Annotated in this window: 14 protein-coding genes; 7 read left to right on the forward strand and 7 right to left on the reverse strand. The window is 74.2% G+C overall.

Going from position 1 to position 19,888, the window contains the following annotated elements; translation table 11 throughout:
* Positions 1–181 precede the first annotated feature (181 nt).
* Positions 182–2,959, reverse strand: coding sequence for an AfsR/SARP family transcriptional regulator (locus BM076_RS26715; protein WP_218160119.1), 2,778 nt, complete (start codon positions 2,957–2,959; stop codon positions 182–184).
* 419 nt (positions 2,960–3,378) lie between these two features.
* A complete protein-coding gene (locus BM076_RS26720; RefSeq protein WP_093716259.1) occupies positions 3,379–3,888 on the reverse strand; it encodes an NUDIX hydrolase in 510 nt (169 codons plus the stop codon).
* Between the two features lie 292 nt (positions 3,889–4,180).
* Here BM076_RS26720 and BM076_RS26725 point away from each other — a divergent pair, with 292 nt between their 5' ends.
* Positions 4,181–5,203: an O-antigen ligase family protein gene (locus tag BM076_RS26725; protein ID WP_322936289.1), complete on the forward strand. Its 1,023-nt coding sequence runs from the start codon at positions 4,181–4,183 to the stop codon at positions 5,201–5,203.
* Positions 5,204–5,519: 316 nt separating this feature from the next.
* Here BM076_RS26725 and BM076_RS26730 read toward each other — a convergent pair whose 3' ends face one another.
* Positions 5,520–6,074: a hypothetical protein gene (locus BM076_RS26730; protein WP_093716261.1), complete on the reverse strand. Its 555-nt coding sequence runs from the start codon at positions 6,072–6,074 to the stop codon at positions 5,520–5,522.
* A gap of 46 nt (positions 6,075–6,120) precedes the next feature.
* Positions 6,121–6,882 carry a glutamate racemase gene (locus tag BM076_RS26735; RefSeq protein ID WP_093716262.1) on the reverse strand — a complete coding sequence of 254 codons (762 nt, stop codon included), beginning with the start codon at positions 6,880–6,882 and terminating at the stop codon, positions 6,121–6,123.
* A 155-nt stretch (positions 6,883–7,037) separates the two neighbouring features.
* Here BM076_RS26735 and BM076_RS26740 point away from each other — a divergent pair, with 155 nt between their 5' ends.
* Positions 7,038–8,195: a glycosyltransferase gene (locus BM076_RS26740; RefSeq protein WP_093716263.1), complete on the forward strand. Its 1,158-nt coding sequence runs from the start codon at positions 7,038–7,040 to the stop codon at positions 8,193–8,195.
* Positions 8,196–8,223: 28 nt separating this feature from the next.
* Here BM076_RS26740 and BM076_RS26745 read toward each other — a convergent pair whose 3' ends face one another.
* On the reverse strand, positions 8,224–9,492 hold the full coding sequence (locus BM076_RS26745; RefSeq protein ID WP_093716264.1) for a TerD family protein: 1,269 nt from the start codon (positions 9,490–9,492) through the stop codon (positions 8,224–8,226).
* Between the two features lie 194 nt (positions 9,493–9,686).
* Here BM076_RS26745 and BM076_RS26750 point away from each other — a divergent pair, with 194 nt between their 5' ends.
* The 4 genes from BM076_RS26750 to BM076_RS26765 all read left to right on the forward strand — a co-directional run bounded on the left by BM076_RS26750 (position 9,687) and on the right by BM076_RS26765 (position 14,553).
* Positions 9,687–10,334 (forward strand): DUF6643 family protein, encoded by a 648-nt coding sequence (locus BM076_RS26750; RefSeq protein WP_093716265.1) that lies wholly within the window; start codon positions 9,687–9,689, stop codon positions 10,332–10,334.
* 33 nt (positions 10,335–10,367) lie between these two features.
* A complete protein-coding gene (locus BM076_RS26755; protein WP_093716266.1) occupies positions 10,368–11,195 on the forward strand; it encodes an MOSC domain-containing protein in 828 nt (275 codons plus the stop codon).
* Positions 11,196–11,288: 93 nt separating this feature from the next.
* On the forward strand, positions 11,289–11,966 hold the full coding sequence (locus tag BM076_RS26760; RefSeq protein ID WP_143120653.1) for an Rv1733c family protein: 678 nt from the start codon (positions 11,289–11,291) through the stop codon (positions 11,964–11,966).
* 166 nt (positions 11,967–12,132) lie between these two features.
* A complete protein-coding gene (locus tag BM076_RS26765; protein ID WP_093716268.1) occupies positions 12,133–14,553 on the forward strand; it encodes a right-handed parallel beta-helix repeat-containing protein in 2,421 nt (806 codons plus the stop codon).
* Here the strand turns inward: BM076_RS26765 and BM076_RS26770 are convergent.
* Positions 14,523–17,225, reverse strand: a complete 2,703-nt coding sequence (locus tag BM076_RS26770; RefSeq protein ID WP_093716269.1) for a hypothetical protein — start codon at positions 17,223–17,225, stop codon at positions 14,523–14,525. The genes BM076_RS26765 and BM076_RS26770 overlap by 31 nt on opposite strands.
* Before the next feature lie 221 nt (positions 17,226–17,446).
* Here BM076_RS26770 and BM076_RS26775 point away from each other — a divergent pair, with 221 nt between their 5' ends.
* The gene (locus BM076_RS26775; RefSeq protein ID WP_093716351.1) at positions 17,447–18,292 is read left to right on the forward strand and encodes a DeoR/GlpR family DNA-binding transcription regulator; all 846 of its coding nucleotides are present in this window, start codon (positions 17,447–17,449) and stop codon (positions 18,290–18,292) included.
* 18 nt (positions 18,293–18,310) lie between these two features.
* Here BM076_RS26775 and BM076_RS26780 read toward each other — a convergent pair whose 3' ends face one another.
* Positions 18,311–19,714: a hypothetical protein gene (locus BM076_RS26780; RefSeq protein ID WP_143120654.1), complete on the reverse strand. Its 1,404-nt coding sequence runs from the start codon at positions 19,712–19,714 to the stop codon at positions 18,311–18,313.
* Positions 19,715–19,888 lie beyond the last annotated feature (174 nt).

Genomic DNA, 19,888 nt, shown 5'->3' on the forward strand with positions numbered 1-19,888 from the left:
GCCGCCGGGCGCAGGGGGCGCGGACAGCGAAAAGCCCCCGGTCGCGGGGGATTCCCGCGCGGAGGCCGCGAAAAGAGGGGTTCCTGGAGTGTTCCTGGGGAGCTTCGGAGGTGCTCGGGGATACACCGGACCCCTGGGAAAACCGTGACAGACGCCGGGCCGGTCCGTCAACCGGCCCCGGTCAGAGGTGCGTCACCTCACGCAGCACCGCGGCCTCGCGGGGGTCGAGCCCGTCGAGGATGGTCAGCGCGGTGCGCCGCGTCCGTGCCGCGGCGGCCTTGTCCCCGGCGGCGTGCTGGGTGTCGCCGAGGAGGCCGAGGGTCACCACCTGCTCGGCCGTGTCGCCCAGTTCACGGGTGAGTTCCAGCGAGCGCTCGAAGACGTCGACCGCTTCCGCGTAGTTTCCGAGTCCCTTGTGCGCGTAGCCGAGATTGTCCAGACAGACCGCCTGCATCAGCCGGTCCCCCAGCTCCCGGTAGAGGTCGAGCCCGCGCCGGCACTGCGTCAGGGCGGCCGGGAAGTCGCCGAGTCTGCCCAGTAGCCAGCCCGCCGCGTTGCGGGCCCGCGCCTCGCCGTGCTGGTGGCCGACGGTGTCGAACAACTCCGCGGCCTGCTCGGCGTATTCGAGCGCCTCCTGATAGCGGCCGCGGTGTTCGAGCACCGAGCTGAGGCCGAAGTAGGTGTGCGCGACGCCGGTGCTGTCGTCCAGGTCGCGGTAGACGCCGGCGCAGTGTTCGAGGTGGGTGATCGCGGCCGGGTAGGCGACCAGCCACGCGTAGCTGGTGCCCAGGCCACGGTGCACCCCGCTGCGCCGCGGGCCCCAGGGGTCGGGCGGCGCGGCCGGGTTGGGGTCGCGGCGGTCGGAGACGCCCATCAGGATCCAGCCGAGCCGGTCGGAGTGGACGTCGAAGCCGTTGACGTCGGCCTGGGTGACGGTCGCCATGAGCACCTGCTCCTCGGCGTCCATCCACTCCGCCGCCTGCCGCCGGTCGGTGACCGTCTCGGGCACGGCGCCCGGGTCGGGGTCGCCGAGCGTCAGCGGGATCGGCACCGGGCTCAGCAGCCGGGCCGCCGCGTGCGCGGTGTGCAGATAGTGGTCGAGCACCCGCGACAGGGCGGTGCGGCGCTCCTGTTCGCTGTCGTACGTACCGGACAACTCGCCGGCGTACGCGCGTAGAAGGTCGTGGAAGGTGAAGCGGCCGGGTATGTGCTCCATCACCAGATGCGCCCGGGTCAGGTCGTACAGCGCGCGGCGCGCCTCGGCGGCCGGCACCCCGGTCAGGCTCGCGGCGGCGGGCACCGTGATGTCCGGGCCCGGGTGCACCGACAGCAGCCGGAACATCCGCGCGGTGGACTCCGCCAGGTGTCCGTACGACCAGGAGAAGACCGCGCGCAGGTCGGTGGAGGCGTCACCGATGTCGAGGGTGTCGAGCCGGTGCCGTACGTCACGCAGCGCGGTGACCAGGTCGGCCAGCGACAGCCGGGGCGAGACGAGGGCGCGGGCGGCGGCGATGCTCAGCGCGAGCGGCAACCGGGCGCACAGCTCGACCAGTTCGGCCGCCGCGCCCGGTTCCGCCGCGGTGCGCTCCGGGCCGAGCCGGCGCGCCAGCAGGTCCAGGGACTCGGCCGGGCTGAGCAGGTCGAGCGTGACGGGGGTGGCGCCCTCGGCGGCGATCAGGCCGGTGAGCTGATTGCGGCTGGTGATGACCACCGCGCAGGACGTGCTGCCGGGCAGCAGCGGGCGCACCTGGTCGGTGTCGCGCGCGTTGTCCAGGACGACGAGCACCCGGCGGCCGGCCAGCAGGGTGCGGTAGAGCGCGGCGCGGGCGTCCAGTTCCTCGGGCACGCTCTCGGCGGGCACACCGAGCGCGTCGAGGAAGCCGCGGATCGCCTCGACCGGCGCGACCGGCCGGGAGCCGGGCGCGAAGCCGCGCAGATTCACGTGGAGTTGGCCGTCGGGGAAGCGCTCGGCGTTGCGCTGCGCCCAGTGGATGGCGAGCGTCGTCTTGCCGATGCCCGCGGTGCCGTCGATGGCCGAGATGACCGCTGTGCCGCCGAACTGCACGGCGTGGTCGAGGAGTTCGTCGAGCAGCTTGAGCTGTCTGCGGCGGCCGGTGAAGTGCCTGGAAGCGGCGGGGAGCTGGCGCGGTACGCGGACCGGGGCGGCGGTCGTACCGGTCTCGGTGGCGCGCTGCTTCTCGGGCGCGGCGACGGCCGGATCATTGGCGAGAATCCGCTGGTGCAACTGGTCGAGCGCGGGCGGTACGTCCAGGCCCATGTCGTCGGCGAGCCGGGTGCGCAGTCCGTGGAAGACGGCGAGCGCCTCGCTCTGCCGGCCGCCGCGGTGCAGCGCCAGCATCAGCTGGCTGACCGGCTTCTCGCGCAGGGGGTGTTCGGCCACGATCGCGGACAGCGGGGCGACCACCTCGGTGTGCCGGCCGAGCGCCAACTGGTGGTCGGTCCAGGTCTCCTGGACCGCCAGGCGCCGTTCGTTCCAGGCGGCGGCCCTGGCCTCGATCACCCGGCCGGAGAGCCCGGCGAGCGCCGGACCGCGCCACAGGTCCAGTGCGTGGCCGAGGAGTTCGGCGCATTCGGCGAGGTCGCCCGCGACCCGCGCCGACTCGGCGGAGACCACCTGACGGTCGAACTCCACGGCGTCCAGGGCGCCGTCGCCCACCGTCATCCGGTACCCGGTGTCGCCGACGGCCGCGATGTGCCCGGTCTCGCCGGGGCCGGCGGCCAGCGCGGACCGCAGCCGCGACACCGCGTTGCGGATCTGCTTGCCCGCGGTGGCGGGAGGTTTCTCGTCCCAGAGGGCGTCAATGAGGTGGCTGAGCGATACGGTCCTGTTGGCCTCCAGGAGCAGCAGCGCGAGGACACGCTGTTCCCGTGGGCCGCCGAAGGATATGCGGGTCTGACCGGACCAGGCCTCAAGCGCGCCGAGGACCCGAAACCTCACTCCGTCCCCCTTACCGGGTTCGCCCGGCGTTGTGATCGGAAACTGCATCATAGATCGCGGGCTCCAATGAGGACCAGTTGAGGACGAGTTGAGGCCGCCGTGCCCAATGCTTGAGCCAAGCCCTTCGGTTGAGTAATCGATGAGTAGTCGATCAGTGCGACGAAGGCAAACGAGCTTGGCGGTCTTCCGCCACCCAACGGGGGTGTGGCGTGAAGGTCGGCTCGATGGCACACGCCACCGTTTCCGACGGCCGACGGTCGGGACACGGGCGGTGCCTCCCTGGGCGAGGCCCGGGTTCGGAACCGGCACGGGGCGGCTCCGCATCCGGGCCTCGCCCGTTTCTCCGGGCGGGTACGCCCCGGCCGACCGGTCCGTACCGGCCCTGCGACCGGCCGGGACCGCGCGTCCGGGAGGACCGGTTACGGCGCGGCGTATCCGCGGTGCGCGGGTCCTGCCGGGGCGGCGGGCGCGAACCAGGTCGGGTCGTCCCGCAGCGCCAGTTCGATCCGGCCGCGCGCGATCGGGCCGAGCGGGGGCAGTTCGTCGAGCGCGAACCAGCCGACGTCCAGCGACTCGTCGTCGTTCACCCGGGCCTCGCCGCCGACCGCGCGGCAGCGCAGCACGATGTCGATGTACTGCGCGCGGTCGCCGTTGGGATACGTCACCGGTTCGTTGGTGAAGACGCTCAGCACGCGCTCGACGACGGCGTGCACACCGGTCTCCTCCTCGATCTCCCGGACCGCGGCCTCGGCCGGCTGCTCGCCCGGGTCCGGGATGCCGCTGATGAGCGCCCACTTCCCGGTGTCCGCGCGGCGGTTGAGCAGGATGCGGCCGCGGTCGTCGAAGACGACGGTCACCACGCCCGGCAGGAAGAGCAGGGTGTTGCCCGCCTTCTCGCGGATCTCACGGATGAATTCGGGAATCGCCATGCGCCGAAGCCTACGAGAAGCATGGTGAACGCCACACCAGCACCAGGTTTCCCACGTGGTGCCAGGTTCCTGCACGACGTATCCACAGCGTGCCGCGTCACCCGTTACGGTGGCCCGACAGCAGCGCCCACGCGGGGAACGCGGGCCGGACGGTACCCCGTCACGCCCGGGTGGCAGGGGGTACCGGGGGATGGACATGACGGCCGGCGGGACGCCTGGCGCCACGCGGACGGAGGCGGCCGGAAGCCCGCGACGGCGCGAACCGCGTCCGTACAGCGGCACTACCGACGCGGTGGGCATCGTCGTCCTGGCCTGCTGCGGCATCTGGACGCTGGTCGCCGCCGCCGGGCGCTCGGCCCGGCCCGAGGGCACGCTGCTCGCCATCCTCGCGGTCAGCGCCGGTTACGCGGCGGGCCGGATCCTCGGCGCGCTGCTGCCGGTGCTCGCCCCGGCCGCCGCGGCCCTGGCCGTACTCGCCCTGGTGCTCGTCCCGCCGACCCGGTTGTCGGCGCATCCGGACGCGCCGCCGCTCGGCTATCCGAACGCCGACGCCGCGCTGCTGGTGCTCGCGGCCGGCGCTGCCTGCTGCGCCGCGTGGGCGGCCCGCGGCCGGGGGTGGCAGGTGGCGTTGCGGCTGGTCGGTCTCGGCGCGGCGGTCACCGCGCTCGCACTCGGTTCCGCGGCGGGCTTCGCGGCGGGTGTCGCCGTCACGCTGTGCTCGCTGGCAGCGGCGCGGATGCGGCAGCGGCTGCTCGGTCTGTGCGGGCTCGCGCTGGCCGCGCTGCTCGCGGTCGGCGGCAGCTACGCGGTCGCGGTGGACGCGCTGCCGTCGGGGCTCTCGGAGTCGCTGACCGGTCAGCTCACCCAGCCGCGGGTCGAGCTGTGGCACGAGGCGGTCGACCTGGCCGAGCGCAATCCGCTGCGCGGGGTCGGGCCCGAGCGCTTCACCGACGAGAGCCCGCTCCAGCCCGCCGACGCGCAGGCCGCCGAGTCCCCGCAGTCCGCGCCCCTCCAGCTGGCCGCCGAGCAGGGCGTGCCTGGCGCGGCGCTGCTGGCCGTCGCCTACGGCTGGCTCCTGTACGCCCTGTGGCGCTCGCCGCGCCCGACACCCGTGGTGCTGACCGCCGGCGCCGCCCTGACCGGCCTCGCCCTCCTGGCCAGCGTCGACCACGTACTCAGCTACGCCGTGGTCACCGCGGGCGCCGGCTATCTGGCCGGCCTCGCCACGGCCCGCCCCCTGACGGACGAGCCCCGCGACGCCGCCGCCGGCGACACCAATACGGGTGCCCCCCGCGTCCGCCGAACGGAACGGTGACGGCCCACTGCTCTGAACGGGGCGCGGCATCACCCGAAGGGCCGCCGCGGCTCGACCGGCGGCCGTACGAGGCGGGCGCCGGCCCGTGCCCCGGAGGTACGGATCAGGTGACGCGGATCGTTCCGCTACGGCTCGGGCGAGGCGGATCCGGCGCAAGGCGTACGGTCGGGAACAGGCTCCCGGATCCCGGGCGTACGGCTCAGGCAGGCGGATCGTGACGCTTCGGCTCGGGCGAGGCGGTTTCGGCGCCGGATGTACGAGGCGGGGGCGAGGTCACGAGCCGTACGGCTCGGGCGGGGCGGACCAGGCCCTGCCGTCAGGTGCCGGAGGTGGGGCGGCTGGTCGTGGTGCGGAGGGTCAGCAGGTCGCGGATGGTGTCCACGGCGCCCTGGGCGTCGTCCACGGTGACGGTGAAGCGGCGCCCGGCGCCCAGGTCGATGACCAGGCCCTGGCCGCGCCGGACGACGACCGCGGTGCCCTTCTCCGGCCGCCAGCGGTAGCCCCAGCCGCCCCAATTGCGGGGGCTGACCAGGGGCGCGAGCTGCGCGCCGCTGACCTGTTCCAGCGGGATGCGGCGGCGCGGCACACCGATGTGGCCGCAGCGCACGTCCACCGCGTCGTGGTCGACTCGGACCCGGACATGGGTGAAGGCGACGGTGCCGAAGAGCACCAGCAGGCCGACGGCCACACAGCCCACGACGGACATCACCAGCGGCGCCAGACCGTCCACGTCCGGGCCGTCCACGGCCAGGTCGATGCCGAGCGCGAGGCACGCCGCGCCGCCGGCGGCGAGCACCCACTGCATGCGGTTACGGGCCCGCCCCGTCCAGACCTGGGGCGCGCCGCTCTCCGGGCGGGGAGGGTGCGTCATGTCGTGAAGGGTACTTCCATACCCATCGGAAGGCAGCCCTACGCGCTCAGGCCGTGGCGGGTGTCACCAATGAGGCGCCCTCGGCGTACGCGAGCGCCTGCGCGGGGAGCGCGGCAGGGCGTCCGTTGAGCAGCACCTCGATCCGGCCGCTGCCTGCGCCCGGCCCCGCGGGCCCGATCCGCCGCAGCGCCTGGGCAGCGACGGCGTCGGCGGAGCCGTGCAGACCGGCGCCGGGCACGGCCGCGGCGATCCGGTCGGCGACCAGTTCGTAGTGGGTGCAGCCGAGCACGACCGCCCGTACCCCCGGCGGGGTCAGCGCGGCGGCGGCCTCGACGGCGGCGGCCACGGCGGCGGTGTCGCCGCTCTGCACCGCGTCCGCGAGACCGGGGCAGGGCACTTCGGTGACCCGGGCGCCGTTGCCGAATTCGGCGATCAGTCCGCGCTGGTAGGCGCTGCCGGTCGTGGCGGGCGTGGCCCAGATCGCCACCTCGCCGCCGTCCGCCGCCGCGGGCTTGATCGCGGGCACGGTCCCGACGACGGGAAGGCCGGGTTCGAAGGCAGCGCGCAGCGCGGGCAGCGCGTGCACGGTCGCGGTGTTGCAGGCGACGATCAGCGCGTCCGGCCGGTGCTCGGCGGCGGCGCGCGCGCAGTCCAGGGCCCGGCCGGTCACGTCGTCCGCGGAGCGCGGCCCCCACGGCATCCCGTCCGGGTCGGACGACAGCACCAGGTCCGCGTCCGGCCGCAGCCGCCGCACCGCCGCCGCGGCGGCGAGCAGTCCGATCCCGGAGTCCACCAGTGCGATCTTCACTCCGCCACTGTAGCCAGTGGCGGCGGCACCGCCGTGCCGGGCACGCGGCGGGCGGGGCGTCCGCGCAGCGGTGACAAGGCGCGGCGCAGGACGGGGGCGGGGCGCGCCCTGCGGCGCGGCGCCGGTGCGGCAGACTGCGGGTCGTGACGGTGTTGATGGTGATCGCAGGGGTGTCGTTGCTGGCCTGGGTGTGGCTGGTGGCCGGGCAGGGCGGTTTCTGGCGGACCGACGTACGGCTGCCGGCCAGGGCGCCACTGGAACGGTGGCCCTCGGTGGCCGTCGTGGTGCCCGCGCGGGACGAGGCGGGTGTGCTCGGGACGAGCCTGCCGTCACTGCTGGCCCAGGACTACCCCGGGCACGCGGAGGTCTTCCTCGTGGACGACGGCAGCACCGACGGCACCGGCGACCTGGCCCGTGCACTGGCCGAGCGGCACGGCGGCCTGGCGCTGACGGTCACTTCCCCCGGCGAGCCGCCGGCCGGCTGGACGGGCAAGCTGTGGGCGGTGCGGCACGGCATCGCGCTGGCCGGTGAACGGACGGGCGCGGAATTCCTGCTGCTGACCGACGCCGACATCGCGCACGAGCCGGACAGCCTGCGTGAGCTGACCGCCGCCGCGGTCTCGGCCGACCTCGACATGGTGTCGCTGATGGCGCGGCTGCGCGTGGAGACCGGCTGGGAGCGGCTGATCGTCCCGGCGTTCGTGTACTTCTTCGCCCAGCTCTACCCCTTCCGCTGGATCAACAGGGCCGGCTCCCGTACGGCCGCGGCGGCCGGCGGCTGTGTGCTGATCCGGGCGTCCGCGGTGGCCGCCGCCGGGGTGCCGGACTCGATCCGGCAGTCGGTGATCGACGATGTGGCGCTGGCCCGCGCGGTGAAGCGGTCGGGCGGGCGGATCTGGCTGGGCCTGGCGGAGCGGGTGGACAGCGTGCGGCCCTACCCGGACCTCGGCGAGCTGTGGCGGATGGTCTCGCGCAGCGCGTACGCCCAGCTGCGGCACAATCCCGCGGTGCTGCTCGGCACGGTGCTCGGCCTCGCGCTGATCTATCTGGTGCCGCCGGTCGCGGCGGTCGGCGGGGCGGTCGCCGGGGCCTGGCCGCTGTGCGCGCTGGGGTTCGCCGCGTGGGCGGTGATGACGGCCAGCTATCTGCCGATGCTGCGCTACTACGGCCAGCGGTGGTGGCTGGCGCCGACGCTGCCGTACACGGCCGCGCTGTATCTGCTGATGACGGTGGACTCGGCGGTCGAGCACTACCGCGGGCGGGGCGCGGCCTGGAAGGGCCGCACCTACGCGCGGCCCGACGCCTCGCTGTGACGGAGACGGAGGCGGTGGAGGCGCGCCGTCATTTGCGGCCCGGGGTCCAGTTCAGCCCCCAGCCGTAGGCGTAGTCGACGGTGCGCTGCGGGCTGACCCCCCGCCGGGGCACCAGATAGCGGGCCTCGCGCCGGACGACGAGGTCGCTGCCGTCCCGGGTCACCAGTGCGAGGGCGCAGACGTTGGACTGCACGGTGCATTCGTCGAGGACGAAGTCGACGGGTGCGCCGTGCTGCGGCTGGAGGGTGACGGTGGCGTGCAGCCCGGCGAAGCTGCGGGCGCCCTCGTAGATCGTGACGAAGATCAGGATCCGCCGGAAGTGCGCGGTGTGGTCCAGATTGACGGTGAGATTCTCGCCGGTCGCGGTGGCGCCGGTGCGGTCGTCGCCGTCGAGCAGGATGAAGGGCGGCTGGTGGAAGGAGCCGAAGGCGTCGCCGAGCGCCTGCACCACGCCCTTGCTGCCGTCGGACAGTTCGAACAGCGCGCACAGGTCGAGGTCGACTCCGCCGCCCTTGCGGTAGCTGCTTCCGGTGCGCGAGGTGTCGACCTGCCAGCTCAGATTGACCCGCAGCGCGCCGGTCGTGCCGCCCTGTTTGGTGAGGGAGACGGCGGGCGCGTCCTTGGTGAGCGTGACCTTGGACAGCCGGACGGGTGCCGGTGCCGGCGGGACCACGGGTGCGGGTGCAGGAGCCGGTGCCGACGGGGCCACGGACGCCGGTGCCGGTGCCGCAAGCGTCCGGTTGCCGGGCGCCGATTCCGGTATCCGGTCCGGCAGTTGGTCCGGGCGCAGCCCGTACGCGGCGCCGAGCCCGGCGAGCCCGGTGTCGTACCCCTGGCCGACCGCGCGGAATTTCCAGCCACCGCCGCGCCGGTAGTACTCGCCGAGGACGTACGCCGTCTCGGCCGTCGCGCCCTCGCAGTCGAAGAGCGCGGCCTCAACTCCCCCGTTGCCGACCCGCAGCCGCAGTCCGGGGATCCGGCCGAAGGTGCCGCCCTCGGCGCGGGCGACGATCAGCACGACGGTGACGGCGGGTTCGACGGACGTCAGGTCCACCGAAAGAGTGTCAGTGGCCGTGCCCTGCGCGGCCGTGGCGTCGCCGCCCTCGTAGCGCACCGCTCCTGACGGGTGGGCGGGCGCGGCGGCGTGCACCAGGTCGTCGGGGCCGCGCGCGGCCCCGTCCGCGACGAGCAGCGCGCAGACGTCGGCGCGCGGGATGTCCGCACCGGCACGCCTGCTGAACTCCACCCGCAGGACCGCTGTGGGCAGCGGAACGTTCTCACCCTTGCGCAGCGTCATCGGATCCCCCTCACGCGGCTGCCGTGACGCCCGGTAACACCACGGACGCACGGCTTTTACCTGATCACATCATGAGACGCTGACCGTTTTCCCCGGATTCGCTCAGATTGGGGACGCGGGGTCACTCCACGCACCGCAAACAACCCGAAAATCGGTCTCCCCAACGACCACATCGTGGGCTTAACTTATGCCCCATGAGCTCCCCCCGCGGTTCTTATGGTGGCGGCTACAGCGGCTACTACCCCTCGTCATCGTCCTTCCCGGACACCCCGATCTACGACAGCCTCGTGGCCGAGCGGGGCACACCGCAGATCGCCCCCATCCGCGTGCCGTCTCCCTACACCCCGTACGAGAGCGGCGCCGGATACGGCGGTTACGCCGGCAGCAACCTCCCCGCGCTGCCCGCGCTTCCCGCACTGCCCTCCGGGCCTTCGGCCCCCTCGCCGCAGTACACCCAGCCGCAGCCGGCCGCGCAGAACGGCTACCAGGCGCCCGGCGGTTACCAGCAGCCGCCCACGCCGTACATCCCCCAGCAGGCGTCCGCCCCGCGCGGCGGCGGCTTCCCGGGGAACGGCTTCAACGGCGCGCCCGGCATGAACGGCATGAACGGCGCCGGCGGCGGCTTCAACGGCTCCGGCAACGGTTACAGCAACGGCGCCGGTTACCCGCAGCCGCCGCAGCCCTCGCCGTCGGGCTACGAGGCCGCGCGGCCGGTGCCGCCGCGTCCCGTACCGCCCCGGCAGGTGCCCGGCGGGCACCCGGAGGAGCAGTATCCGCGGCGCAACCTCGGCCTGGGCGTGCCGCCTTCACAGCAGCCCGGGGGCGGCTACTACCAGGGCTGATCACCGGGTCCGCGGTGCTGGCAGGATGGTGGCATGACCACGCCCGTCCTGAGCGCGCTGCACATCTATCCGGTCAAGTCGCTGCGCGCCGTCGCGCTGCGGGAAGCGGTCGTGGAGCCGTGGGGGCTCACCGCCGACCGCCGCTGGATGCTGGTCGACGCCGAGAAGATGAAGGCCGTGACCCAGCGCGAGCAGCCGCGGCTCGCGCTGCTGTCCGCCGTGCCCGCCCCGGGCGGCGGCCTGCGGCTGACCGGTCCCGGGCTGCCGCCGCTGGAGGTCGCGGTGCCCGCGCCCGCGGCGCTGGAGACGGTCCGGCTGTTCGCCCACAAGATCGAGGTGCTGCCCGTGGGGCGGGCCGCCGACGACTGGTTCAGCGGATATCTGGGCGGTCCCGTACGGCTGATGCACCTGGACGACCCGGCGGTGCGGCGGCCGGTCGACCCCGACTTCGCCGAGCCCGGCGACATGGTCAGCCTGGCCGACGGCTATCCGCTGCTGGTCACCACGAGCGCGTCGCTCGCGGCGCTCAACTCACTGATCGCGGGCGGCGAACGGGCCGACGAGGGCCCGCTGCCGATGAACCGCTTCAGGCCGAACGCGGTGGTGGACGGCACGCGGCCGTGGGCCGAGGACGACTGGCGGCGGGTGCGGATCGGCGAGGTGACCTTCCGGGTACCCAAGCCCTGCGGGCGCTGCGTGATCACCACCACCGACCAGGGCACCGCCGGGCGCGGCAAGGAGCCGCTGCACACCCTCGGCAAGTACCGAAAGATCGGTTCCAGCCTGGTCTTCGGCCAGAATCTGATCCCCGAGCATCCCGGAACCCTGCGGGTCGGCGACCCGTTGACCATCGTGGAGTAGCGCGTCGGCGTGTGCTCCCGCGACGCCCGCGGACCCACCCGCACGAGTCGCGCCGTTTGCGGTGGTTGAACGGGTGTGAAGGGGGTGGCGTCCATGGGCCGTCGGAGTCGTCCGCCGGGTCGCGGCAGCCGTGCGGAGCGTCCGGGGCGCCGGCGCGATCGCCACGGCCGGGCCGAGCGGCTCGGCAGGTACGGATGGCGGTGGCGGCGCAATCCGCTGCGCCGCCGCAGCGACCTGGTCGAGGCGTGGCTCGGCCTGTTCACCGCGGTGCTGCTGTGCGCGACACCGCTGCTGGGCTGGTGGGCGGGGCATTCGGTGGACCGGGCGCTGCAGCGGGTGGTGCGCACCGAGAACGCGCAGCGCAAGCTGGTCCGGGCCGAGGTGCTCGACCCGCCGGAGGGCGGCGTCAAGGTCGCCGACAAGGTCGGTACGGCCGATCCGCGCCGCGGCGATCTGCTCCGCTGGACCTCCCGGGACCACAAGTCCGTGTACACCGCGCCGGTCTCGCCCGACATCGAGGTGTGGCGCGACGGCCGGATATGGCTGTGGGCCGACCGGGCAGGTGAGCTGGTCCCGCCGCCGCTGGACGCGGCCACCGCGACGACGCACGCGGTGCTCGCCGGTACGACCGCGGGCTCGGCGTCCGCCGGATTCGTCTTCCTCACCCGGCAGTTGCTGATGTGGCGGCTGATGCGCCGCAGACTGGCGGGCTGGGAGAAGGACTGGGCCCGGGTCGGCCAGGACTGGGGCCGCGCCGGAGCGGGCGGCTGAGCCGGCGCGGACCGTGCCCGGGAGCGGGGGCCCGGACCGGGCCGCGAGCGGGGGCGGGAGCCGGAGCGGGGCACGGCCGGACCGGTGTTCGTCAACAGGTGCCTTCCGCGCACGCTACGGTTGATCCCCGGTCAGCAGATGCAAGAGGTGGGGGCACAGCAGCCCGATGGCACATGGCGTGGTCCAGGTGACCAATCCGAACAGCTCGCGGTGGCGCCGCCGCACGGGCGAGTACGAGTCGCTGGCCGCCGCGGTCGAAGCGGCGGGTGACGGCGACATCCTTTCGGTGAGCCCCGGCACGTACCGGGAGAATCTGGTGCTGGACCGCGCGGTGACGCTGCGCTGCGCCGACGGCGCCGGGACAGTGCGGATCGCCCCGGCCTCGGGTGTGGCGCTGACGGTACGGGCCGCCGCGACCGTGCAGGACCTGCTCGTCGAGGGCCAGGACATCTCGGCCGCCGCGCTGCTGGTGGAGGCGTGCGCGCCGGAGCTGACCGGGGTGCGGATCAACACCCGTTCCGCGGTCGGCCTCGAGGTCCGCGACGGCGCCCGGCCCACGGTGCGCGGCCTGGTGGTGGACAATCCCGGCGGGCTCGGCATCAGTGTGCTGGACGCGGCAGGCGGCCTGTTCGAGGAGTGCGAGGTGGTCGCCGCGGGCCAGAGCGGGATCGCGGTGCGCGGCGCCGCGACGCCGCGGCTGGAGCGCTGCCGGGTGCACCACGCCGCCGGCTCGGGCCTGTCGGTGACCGGCGAGGGCAGTGTGCTGGAGGCGGTGAGCTGCGAGGTGTACGAGATCCGCGGCACCGGCGCCCAGGTCTCGGCGCGCGCCTCGGCGCACTTCACCGACTGCCAGGTGCACCGGACCACCGGCGACGGCGTCTCGCTGGACACCGACGGCGTGCTGGCGATGTCGGACTGCGACATCCACGACATCCCGGAGAACGCGGTCGATCTGCGGGCCCGGTCCGTCCTGACGCTGACCCGCTGCCAGATCCGCCGCTTCGGCCGCAACGGCCTGTCGGTGTGGGACCCGGGCACCCGCGCGGACGCCAACCAGTGCGAGATCCACGACAGTACGGGCGACTACCCGGCGGTCTGGGTGAGCGACGGCGCCGTCGCCATACTGGACGCGTGCCGGGTGCACGACGTGCCGGACGCGCTGTTCGTCCTGGACCGCGGTTCCCGCGCGGACGTCGTGGACACCGACTTCACCCAGATCCGCAACACCGCCGTGTCGGTGAGCGACGGCGCCAATGTCCAGCTCGACGACTGCCGGATCCGGGAGGCCGCCACCGGCGCCTGGTTCCGTGACCACGGCAGCGGCGGCACCCTCGCCCAGGTCACCGTGGACGACACCGCGACCGGGGTGATCGTCACCAAGGGCGCCGATCCCGCCCTGGAACGCTGCACCGTCACCAACGCGGCCGAGTCCGGCATCTACGTGTCGGCCGAGGGCCGCGGCACCTTCACCGCGGTGCGGGTCACCGGCAGCCGGGGCTACGGCTTCCACATCATCGACGGCTGCCGGTCCACGCTGACCCGCTGTCGCACCGAGCGCTGCGCGCGCGGCGGTTACGAATTCGCCGAGCCGGGCCCGGTCACCGAGGACTGCACCAGCGACCGGGCGGCGACCGCGGCCGATCCGGTGCCGGTGCCCTCGGGCCCCGCGGCAGCGGTGCAGCAGGCGCCGGCGACCCAGTCGTACGGGCTGCTCGGCGGTGTGCCGGAGCAGCGTCCCGCGACGCCCGAGGGCTCCGGGATCGTGGAGCGGGCCGCCCGGGACAGCGACGAGGTGCTCGGCGACCTCGACGCGCTGGTCGGCCTGGACAGCGTCAAGCGCGAGGTGCGCACCCTGATCGACCTGATCGCGGTCGGCCGCCGCCGCCAGGAGGCGGGGCTCAAGGCGCCGTCCCTGCGCCGCCATCTGGTCTTCACCGGCTCCCCCGGCACCGGCAAGACGACGGTGGCACGGCTGTACGGGGAGATCCTGGCCTCGCTCGGGGTGCTGGAGCGCGGCCATCTGATCGAGGTGGCCCGCGTGGACCTGGTGGGCGAGCACATCGGGTCGACGGCGATCCGCACCCAGGAGGCGTTCGAACGCGCCCGCGGCGGTGTGCTGTTCATCGACGAGGCGTACGCGCTGGCCCCGGAGGATTCCGGCCGGGACTTCGGGCGCGAGGCGATCGACACGCTGGTGAAGCTGATGGAGGACCACCGGGACGCGGTGGTGGTGATCGTCGCCGGCTACACCGCCGAGATGGAGCGCTTCCTGGCCTCCAATCCCGGTGTGGCGTCCCGTTTCTCACGCACCATCACCTTTGGCGACTACACCGCCGAGGAGTTGCTGCGGATCGTGGAGTCGCAGGTCGTCGACCAGGAGTACCGCCTCGCCGACGACGCGGGCGAGGCGCTGTTGAAGTACTTCACGGCGATCCCGAAGGGCCCGGGCTTCGGCAACGGCCGGGCGGCGCGGCAGACGTTCGAGGCAATGGTCGAGCGGCACGCGGGCCGGCTGGCCCATGTCACCGAACCCACCCACGAGGAGCTGCAGTTGCTCTATCCGGAGGATCTGCCCGAGCTGCCCTGAGCGCCACCCTGCGCGGGCAACGTCCCGGCGCGCGGCGCCGTACGGCCGGAGGAGCACACCAACTCCGCGAGCAGCGCCGCGCGTTCCTCGGCGAAGGCCGGGTCGGCCTGGAAGTCGGAGTGGCCGAGCACCGGTGCCGGCAGCGGGTGACGCAGGCTGCGGCCGTACGCCACCGGGTCGAGCAGCGGGCCGCGGTCCACGGGGGCCGCAGCCTTGGCCGTGCCGCCCGAACTCCCGGCAGGATGCGGTGGATCGAGGTGCACCGGGCCGCCGATCGGGTCGGTGCGGCGCCACAGATTGCGCCAGGCGTGCATGTCGTCGTGGAGTGCGCGCAGCCGGTCGGGGCCGAAGTGCGCGGGGAACCAGCGGCCGTACAGCCGGTCCAGCGGGCAGCCGTAGGTGAGCAGGGCGACCCGGCCTCGGGTCTCCGGGTCCAATTGCCAGACGGCCGCTGCCGACAGGACGCTGCCCTGGGAGTGACCGGACAGGATGATCCGGCCGCCGGTGGCCTGCGTCCATGACGCCATCCGCCAGCTCAGGTCGGGCACGGCGCGCTCGGCGTAGCAGGGCGGCGCGAAGGGGTGCGCGGCGCGCGGCCAGAAGGTGCCGACGTCCCACAGGATGCCGACGGTCCTGCGGGCGGAGGCGTCGCGGTACGCGCGCCGCCCGAGCGCGACCAGGGCCACCACGCCGGCCCCGACAAGCCAGGAGCCGAGCGCCTGCGCGGTACGGGCGCAGGCGGCCAGCACGTCCGGCGCGCCGGCGGCGGTGTCCCCAGGAGTGCCGCTGCCCGTCCAGGCGCCGACGACGGCGCCCGCGCCGAGCGCGAAGGCCGCCGCGCACACCACGGCGATCAGCAGCGGCGCACTGTCGGTCAGGCCCGCCCGCGCGATGGCGCCCGCGATCTGCCGGGTCCTGAACGGGTGGTGCGGCTCGTCCGGATACAACCCCTCGACCTGCGCGTACAGCGCCCGCTCCCGCTTGCGCAGCCGGACCATCACCGCGGCGCCGCACAGCAGCAGGACCACCAGCACGGCCGGGATCACCGACGCCTCCCACATCAGCACGGCGGGCGGCCCGGCCAGCGGACTCCCGTCCTCCCCCGGCGTGGGCCCCCGGTCCAGCCAGTCCGCACAACGCTGCGCGACACCTCCGGTGAGGACCCCACCCAACGCGCACGCCAGCAGCGCGACGGCGGGCCCGGCAAGACCACGCAGGGCAACGCCCCGCGGGGGCGCGGCGGTCGGTTCGAGCGGGCCGGTCAAGCCGGCCGCTTGAGCCGGTTTGGCGGAGCCGGTCGCTTCGGTCGGGCTCGTCCGGCCGGTCGAGCCGGTCGGCACGGCCGGGTCTGTCGCGACGGTCGGGCCGCTCGTAGCGGTCGGGCCAGCCGCCACGGTCGAGGCAGCCGCTTCAGCCGCTTCGCGCCGTCCCGTCGGACCCGGGCCGGAGAGCGGCGTGGGTGTGCGGTGGAGGAGTCCGGCGATGACCGCGAGCGCGGCGATCAGTGCGCCCTGGAGCACGGTGAGGGTGGTGAAGGTCTGGGCCGCGGGCAGCCGTCCGGACGATGTCCAGCCGGGGCGGTGCCAGCCGCTGTAGAGGACGGCGGCGGCGAGCACGACGGCGGAGCCGATGAGCAGCAGCCGGGTGGCGCGGCGGTCGGTGGCGTCGTCGAGGTCGTCCTCGGTCCTGCGCGCCCGGGCCGCCGCCACGACGGCCACCGCCGTGAGGAGGGCGAGCAGCCCGGCCAGTGCCCAGCCGAGCGCCGCGAGCACCGACCCGCCGCGCCCGTGGTCGTGGCGCAGCGCCGGTACGCACAGCGCGGCCGAGACGGTGGCCAGGGCGGCCGCGGTGTGGGCGGTGCGCAGCCGGGCGACGGAGTGGCGGCCGTACCAGAAGCCGGGCAGGGCGAGGGCGGGCGGTTCCGCACCGGCCTCGGTACCGGGTGCGGCCACGGCCCGGTGCGCGGTTCCAGGTGCCGACGGTGTCCAGCCGCCGGTCGGGCGCTGCGACTCGTACGCGGACCAGGTGCGGCGGGACAGCCACCACAGCAGGCCGGTCAGGGCCAGCGGGGCGACGGCGGCGAGCGCGAGGCGGCGTCCCGGCTCGCTCCACCAGCCGCCGCGCGCGGCCGCCGCGAAGCCCAGCCAGGTCTGGTGCCGGGAGCAGCCGGACCGGCCCGCGCACTGCCAGCCGACGATGTCGAGGGCGACTTCGCAGGCCGCGGCGACCAGCAGCACGGTCAGCGTGAGCGCGATCAGCCGGACCAGCACCTCGTAGGCCACGCCGAGCCGCCGCCGGGTGGACGGCGGCCGCATCCAGTGCGCCAGATTGGCGATCATGAACGGCAGGAGCAGCAGCCACAGCGCCCGGCTGCCGTTGCCCGAGGTGAGGTTGGACCAGCAGTACGCCTCGGGCACGGGCCCGTCCCGGTGCGTCTCCGGGTGCTCCTCGGCGTCGGCGTCGCAGGCGCGGCGGTGGATCCCCGCGGTGTCATCACCCGCCAGGCAGACCGTCCGCGGATCGTCCAGCATCAGGGCCGGGGTAGTGCCGCCGACGCCGTGCACGAGGAGTTCCAGCGCGACCGGCGGGGCGGCCGTTCCCGCCGCCTCCGGAGCCGTACGGACGGCCGTGTCCTCCGATGTGTCCGCTCCCGCTCCCGGCTGTGTCGGCACTGGCGTCCCCTGTCCCTCGCGTGTCACTCCGGTGGTGCCCGACGCGGACCTCGGCCAGCCGCCTTGTGCGGCAGCCGTGCCGTAATCGTGATGCGGACGGTCGGATGTCGTACCGGTCCGATCACCTGACGTACACGCGACGGCCCCGCCCATGGAAAGATGACCGCAGCGCGTCGGTGGACGGCACCGCGGACAACGAGACGGACGGGACGGGGTCACGGGTGAGCGACAACCAGAACCTGCTCGCGGAGCAGCGGCGGGCCCTGATCCTCGACGAGGTGCGGCGCCGCGGCGGCGTCCGGGTCAATGAACTGACCCGGCGGCTCAATGTGTCCGACATGACGGTGCGCCGCGACCTCGACGCACTCGCCCGGCAGGGCGTGGTGGAGAAGGTGCACGGCGGCGCGGTGCCGGTGGTCGAGGCGAGCAGCCACGAGCCGGGCTTCGAGGCGAAGTCGGCGCTGGAACTCGGCGCCAAGGAGGCCATCGCGCGGGCCGCGGCCACCCTGGTCACCCCGGGCAGCGCGATCGCGCTGGCGGGCGGCACCACGACCTTCGCGCTGGCGCACCACCTGCTGGACGTGCCGGATCTGACGGTGGTGACCAACTCCGTGCGGGTCGCGGACGTCTTCCAGTCCGGGCAGCGGCGGACCGGCGCGCACAATGGCGAGGCCAGCGCGACCGTGGTGATCACCGGCGGGGTGCGCACCCCGTCGGAGACGCTGGTCGGCCCGGTCGCGGACCGGGCGATCCAGTCGCTCCACTTCGATCTGCTCTTCCTCGGCGTGCACGGCATCTCGGTGGAAGCGGGGCTGTCCACGCCGAATCTCGCAGAGGCCGAGACCAACCGGCAGTTCGTGCGGTCCGCGCGGCGCGTCGTGGTGATCGCCGACCACACCAAGTGGGGCACGGTGGGCCTGAGTTCCTTCGCCTCGCTGGAGGACGTGGACACCCTGGTGACCGACGCCGGCATCCCCGAGGTGCTGCGCGAGGAGATCGCCGAGCACCTGTCGGAGCTGATGGTCGCCGAGGAACCCGACGGCGGCGCGGGCGCCGTCGACAACTGACCTGACGTACCAGGTGCGTCAGCGGTATTCGGCGAACCGGGAGCGTACGCCGAGCAGTACCAGCAGTCCCGCGACACCGAGCGCGCCCGCCGGGACCAGGGGCCAGCCCGCCAGGTCGTCGTGCGCTTCCTTGGCGCTGCTGTCGAAGTCGGCGAGCTGGAGGCCGGCGAGCGCGTCGAGCGTGGTGGCGAAGTCCCAGAAGTCGAAGGCCACATCGCCGCGGCCGACATTGGTCAGGACGACGGCGGCCTCGTCGGTGCGGCCCTGGCTCTTGAGCGAACGCAGCCTGGTGTCGTCGGCGCGGAAGTGGCCGTAGCGGGTGAGGACGTCGTCGTAGCCGGGGCGTTCCGCCGCGGTGGCGTAGCCGTTCGGGCGGAGCAGGGCGTCGAGCTGTTTGACGTAACCGTCGAACTGGGCCTTGTCGGCAACCCCGTAGGCGGCGTCGTGCACGAACCAGCGGCTCTCGCTCGCGGCGGCCTGGGCGGCCACGGCGCGTGCCTCGGCCAGCCTGGACCAGGGGCGCAGGCCCTCGCGGTTCGCGGTGGCGACGGCGTCCGCCGAGGAGGTGAGGGCGACCGTGCCCGCGAGGGTGACGGCCAGCACGGCGGCGGTGGTGACCACCAGCGCCGGGTTGAACAGCCTGCGGTAGTCGACGGCCATTTCCCACTGCCACCACAGCAGGAAGACCAGGGCCAGGGCGCCGATCACGCCGATCACCAGGGTCCAGCGCATGGCCGCGTCATGCGCCGTCGACTCCAGGTCGGCCGCCTCGTTTTGGTAGACGGCGGCCAAGTGGGTGGCCTTGGGCAGCAGTTCGTTCTGCATGATCTGCCCGGCCTGTACGTTCATCGCCACCGCGCGGGTCGGCGGGTGGCCCGCGGTGCGGTCGGGCTGCTGCTCGTCGACGTAGGCGGCGCGCCCGCTGAGGTCGTCGTAGCGGCCGAGCGAATTGAGCAGGTCGCCGACCGTCCCGCTGTTCCCGCGGTCCGCGCCGAGCTGTCGCAGGGCCTCGCTGACCTCGGCACGCCGCTGCTGCGCGGTGATCAGCGCGACGAGCTGGTTGCCGACCTCGACCTGGTCGTCGGTGGCGGACCTGCCGGGAGCGAGAGTGTCCGCGCGCTGGGCGTCCAGGTCGGCCAGCGCGAAGCGCAACTGTGCGGCGACGGCGGCCCGTTGGTTCACCGCGTCGCGCAGGTCGGCGGTGTCGGAGCGGACCGACACCGCGCCCACGACGGCCACCGCGCACAGGGCGGCGAGCAGGACGAGCGCCGTGACGGCCCTGGTGCCGAGCCGCCGCGGCCCGGCCTTCCCCCGTCGAAGGCCGCGCCGCGGCGCGCGTATCGTCTCGGGTTGTCTGACCGCCACCGCCACCACGGGGGGCTGGCTGCCGGCCGGGGGCCGCGTCACCTGAGACGTCGTCATACCGCGACGCTAGGAGTGCTCCGCGACACCTCCATGGCCTGCGGGCGGCCCCCGGGTGTCCGGACCGTAACAGAACGACAGCGAAGAGCGAGGCGGGTCCGCGGCGCCTTACCGGTCCGCCGCGGGCCGGTACCGGATCAGCCGCGGACCGGGACCGGTTCAGCCGCCGACCGG

The sequence above is a fragment of the Actinacidiphila alni genome, from assembly GCF_900112845.1.
Classification (GTDB): domain Bacteria; phylum Actinomycetota; class Actinomycetes; order Streptomycetales; family Streptomycetaceae; genus Actinacidiphila; species Actinacidiphila alni.

Bases quoted from the DNA above. Each gene is read 5' to 3' on its own strand.
- BM076_RS26720 (WP_093716259.1), bottom strand. From the start codon at position 3,888: ATGGCGATTCCCGAATTCATCCGTGAGATCCGCGAGAAGGCGGGCAAC.
- BM076_RS26730 (WP_093716261.1), bottom strand. From the start codon at position 6,074: ATGACGCACCCTCCCCGCCCGGAGAGCGGCGCGCCCCAGGTCTGGACG.
- BM076_RS26740 (WP_093716263.1), top strand. From the start codon at position 7,038: ATGGTGATCGCAGGGGTGTCGTTGCTGGCCTGGGTGTGGCTGGTGGCC.
- BM076_RS26745 (WP_093716264.1), bottom strand. From the start codon at position 9,492: ATGACGCTGCGCAAGGGTGAGAACGTTCCGCTGCCCACAGCGGTCCTG.
- BM076_RS26750 (WP_093716265.1), top strand. From the start codon at position 9,687: ATGAGCTCCCCCCGCGGTTCTTATGGTGGCGGCTACAGCGGCTACTAC.
- BM076_RS26755 (WP_093716266.1), top strand. From the start codon at position 10,368: ATGACCACGCCCGTCCTGAGCGCGCTGCACATCTATCCGGTCAAGTCG.
- BM076_RS26760 (WP_143120653.1), top strand. From the start codon at position 11,289: ATGGGCCGTCGGAGTCGTCCGCCGGGTCGCGGCAGCCGTGCGGAGCGT.
- BM076_RS26765 (WP_093716268.1), top strand. From the start codon at position 12,133: ATGGCACATGGCGTGGTCCAGGTGACCAATCCGAACAGCTCGCGGTGG.
- BM076_RS26780 (WP_143120654.1), bottom strand. From the start codon at position 19,714: ATGACGACGTCTCAGGTGACGCGGCCCCCGGCCGGCAGCCAGCCCCCC.